The organism is Bradyrhizobium sp., from assembly GCF_019244115.1.
In the GTDB taxonomy this organism is placed as follows: domain Bacteria; phylum Pseudomonadota; class Alphaproteobacteria; order Rhizobiales; family Xanthobacteraceae; genus Bradyrhizobium.
In genome coordinates, this window is record NZ_JAFATE010000740.1 from 1 (window position 1) to 3,472 (window position 3,472).

4 protein-coding genes are annotated in these 3,472 nt (G+C 63.5%); all 4 read left to right on the forward strand.

Annotated features, from left to right (window positions below):
- On the forward strand, positions 1-741 hold a 741-nt coding region (locus JOZ76_RS31805; RefSeq protein WP_291705355.1), incomplete at its 5' end, for a CpaF family protein.
- A 13-nt stretch (positions 742-754) separates the two neighbouring features.
- Entirely contained in the window at positions 755-1,729 is a 975-nt protein-coding gene (locus tag JOZ76_RS31810; RefSeq protein ID WP_291705356.1) for a type II secretion system F family protein, read from the forward strand.
- Positions 1,730-1,738: 9 nt separating this feature from the next.
- The gene (locus tag JOZ76_RS31815; RefSeq protein WP_291705357.1) at positions 1,739-2,713 is read left to right on the forward strand and encodes a type II secretion system F family protein; all 975 of its coding nucleotides are present in this window, start codon (positions 1,739-1,741) and stop codon (positions 2,711-2,713) included.
- Positions 2,714-2,987: 274 nt separating this feature from the next.
- On the forward strand, positions 2,988-3,472 hold a 485-nt coding region (locus JOZ76_RS31820; RefSeq protein ID WP_291705358.1), incomplete at its 3' end, for a cache domain-containing protein.

Genomic DNA, 3,472 nt, shown 5'->3' on the forward strand with positions numbered 1-3,472 from the left:
GAGGGCGCGGAGATCCTGCAGATTATCGGCCGCTGCCGCTGCAACGTGCTGATCTCGGGCGGCACCGGCTCGGGCAAGACCACGCTTCTGAACTGCCTGACCAACTATATCGAGCACGACGAGCGGGTCATCACCTGCGAGGACGCCGCCGAGCTGCAGCTGCAGCAGCCGCATGTGGTGCGGCTGGAAACCCGTCCGCCCAACATCGAAGGCGAAGGCCAGGTCACCATGCGCGAGCTGGTGCGAAACTGCCTGCGTATGCGTCCCGAACGCATCATCGTCGGCGAGGTCCGCGGCCCGGAAGCCTTCGACCTGTTGCAGGCGATGAACACCGGCCATGACGGCTCGATGGGAACGCTGCACGCCAACAATCCGCGCGAGGCGCTGTCGCGCTGCGAATCCATGATCACGATGGGCGGCTTTTCCCTGCCCTCGCGCACTATCCGCGAAATGATCTGCGCCTCGATCGACGTCATCATCCAGGCCGCCCGCCTGCGCGACGGTTCGCGTCGCATCACGCACGTCACCGAGGTGATGGGCATGGAAGGCGACACCATCATCACCCAGGACATCTTCCTCTACGACATGATCGGCGAGGACGCCAACGGCAAGATCATCGGAAAGCATCGCTCGACCGGGATCGGCCGGCCACGCTTCTGGGAGCGGGCGCGCTATTACGGCGAAGAGAAGCGGCTCGCGGCGGCACTCGACGCCGCCGATGCCGCCGCGCCCAAGACGTGATCGGAGACCCCTCATGAAAACGCAGGCGCTCGCCCTCGGCTTTCTCGCGGCTGCCGCCATCGGCGGCGTGGCATGGGTCTTCATCTATCCGCTGCTGTCGGGCGAGCGGAAGGCCGAGTCGCGCCGGGCCAACTTCGCCAAGTCGGAGCCGGCCGCCCGCCAGGTCGACCGCAACCAGCGCTCGCGACGCGAGCAGGTCGAGAGTTCGCTGAAGGATCTCGAGGCGCGGGCGCAGCAGGAGAGCAAGGTCCCACTCAGCGTGCGCATCAGCCAGGCCGGGCTGGACTGGTCGACGCAGAAGTTCTGGACCATTTCGGGCGTTCTGGCCGCGGCGTGCTTCTTCGCTGCGATGTTCGCCGGCGGCGGATTTCTGGGCGCGACCGGGCTTGCCTTCGCGGCCGGCTTCGGCCTGCCGCGCTGGATCCTGAAATTCCTCAAGAAGCGTCGCGAAAAGGCCTTTCTCAGGGCGCTGCCGGATGCCGTCGACGTCATCGTGCGCGGCATCAAGGCGGGGCTGCCGCTGTTCGAATCCATCAAGGTCGTCGCCGCCGACTCGCCGGAGCCGCTGCGCAGCGAATTTCTGACCATCATCGAGACCCAGGCGATCGGCATGCCGCTCGGCGAAGCCTGCGCGCGGCTTTACGAGCGGATGCCGCTGCCGGAAGCCAACTTCTTCGGCATCGTGGTCTCGATCCAGCAGAAGTCGGGCGGCAACCTGTCGGAAGCGCTCGGCAACCTCTCGAAGGTGCTGCGCGACCGCAAGAAGATGGCCGAGAAGATCCAGGCCATGTCGATGGAAGCCAAGGCCTCCGCCGCCATCATCGGCTCGCTGCCGCCCTGCGTGATGTTCTTCGTCTATCTCACCACGCCCGACTACATCTCGCTGTTGTGGACGCATCCCACCGGCCAGCTGATGCTGGTCGGCTGCGTGATCTGGATGACGATCGGCATCCTGGTGATGAAGAAGATGATCAATTTCGATTTCTGACGGTGTCACATGATCGATTTCCTCGTCACAAAGCTTCACGATCCGCATTTCATGACCATGCTGCTCGCCGCCATCGCGGTGAGTGCGACCGCCTATACGCTGATCATGCCGCTGCTCGCCGGCGACAATCTCGGCAAGCGCATGAAGGCGGTGGCGAGCGAACGCGAGCGGATCCGCCAGCGCGAACGCGAGCGTCTCTCCAAGCAGGAGAAGGTGTCACTGCGGCAGACGCCGAAGCAGCTGGTGTCGAAAGTGGTGGAGGATTTCAACCTCACCAAATGGCTGGCGCAGGAGGCCGCGCGCGACAAGCTGATCATGGCCGGCTATCGCGGCCAGGCGCCCTACGTCACTTTCCTGTTCGCCCGCATGGTGGCGCCGATCGTGCTGTTCATCGCCACCGTGCTCTACATGTTCCTGATCTCGCATTGGCAGGCCTCGGCCATGCTCAAGATCGGGATCTGCATCGGGGGTGCCTATGCCGGCTTGCAGGCGCCGATGCTGTTCCTGAAGAACAACATCGCCAAGCGCCAGCTTTCGATCCGCCGCGCCTTTCCCGACGCGCTCGACCTGCTGCTGATCTGCATCGAGTCCGGCATGTCGATCGAGGCGGCGTTCCGCAAGGTCGCAAGCGAAATCGTGACCCAGTCGATCGCGCTGTCGGAGGAATTCACGCTGACCACCGCCGAGCTTTCTTATCTGCAGGACCGCAAGGTCGCCTATGAAAATCTCGCCAGGCGCACGGGCCTCGAAGGTGTCAAGTCGGTCTGCCTCGCGCTGCAGCAGTCGGAGCGCTACGGTACGCCGCTCGGCCAGAGCCTGCGCGTGATGGCGCAGGAAAACCGCGACATGCGCATGAACGAGGCCGAGAAGAAGGCCGCGGCGCTGCCGCCGAAATTGACGGTGCCGATGATCCTGTTCTTCCTGCCGGTGCTGTTCGTCGTCATTCTCGGCCCCACCGGCATCAAGATCGCCGCGATGCAGTGATGGCGCGCGCGATGAGCGCGACCGCTCATCGCGCTTGACGGTTTGAGCAAGCCTTAGGGCCCTCCTACGACCACTCTCAATGCGTGCATCCGAGCGCTAGTTCGCGTGTCCGGACAACACAAAATTCGACACGAAGCGCACCTTCGCCATCATGTCGACTCCTTCGCGACCTACTTGGCTACCGTCTTGGGATCATCGCGATTTTTGGGGGGACGTGATGCGCAGAGCCGCCGCCTTTTGTTCTGCTTTGGTCCTCGGCGCTTTGCTAGCCGCCGTGTCCATCTTCCCCGCGCAAGCCGTCGATTTCGGCACCCGGGACGAGGCGGTCGCGATGGTCAAGCGCGTCCAGGAGAAATTCAAGAAGGAAGGACCGGACGCGACGTTCCGCGCCATCAACGCCGGCGCGTTCAACGATCGCGACCTCTATCCCTGGGTTCACACGATTGACGGGACCCTGCATGTCGCCAACGGCGCCTTTCCAGGCATCCGCGGCAAGAACCTGCACGACATGAGGGATCAGGACGGTAAGTTCACGACCCAGGACTTCATGAGGATCGCGACCACGCCGCCCTATCATGGCTGGAGCGATTTCCGCTGGAAAAATCCGCAAACCGGCTCGATTGACGACAAATCGGCCTGGGTCGAGCGCATGGGCGATTATTTGGTCGGCGTCGGCATCTACAAGGGCGAGCAGCCCAACAAGAACACCATCGGCCTGATCTCCGGCAGTCCCAACTCGGACGACACCTATCTGCAGAT

Excerpts from the sequence above, each read along its gene's own strand:
- JOZ76_RS31815 (WP_291705357.1), top strand. The coding sequence starts at position 1,739 with ATGATCGATTTCCTCGTCACAAAGCTTCACGATCCGCATTTCATGACC.
- JOZ76_RS31810 (WP_291705356.1), top strand. The coding sequence starts at position 755 with ATGAAAACGCAGGCGCTCGCCCTCGGCTTTCTCGCGGCTGCCGCCATC.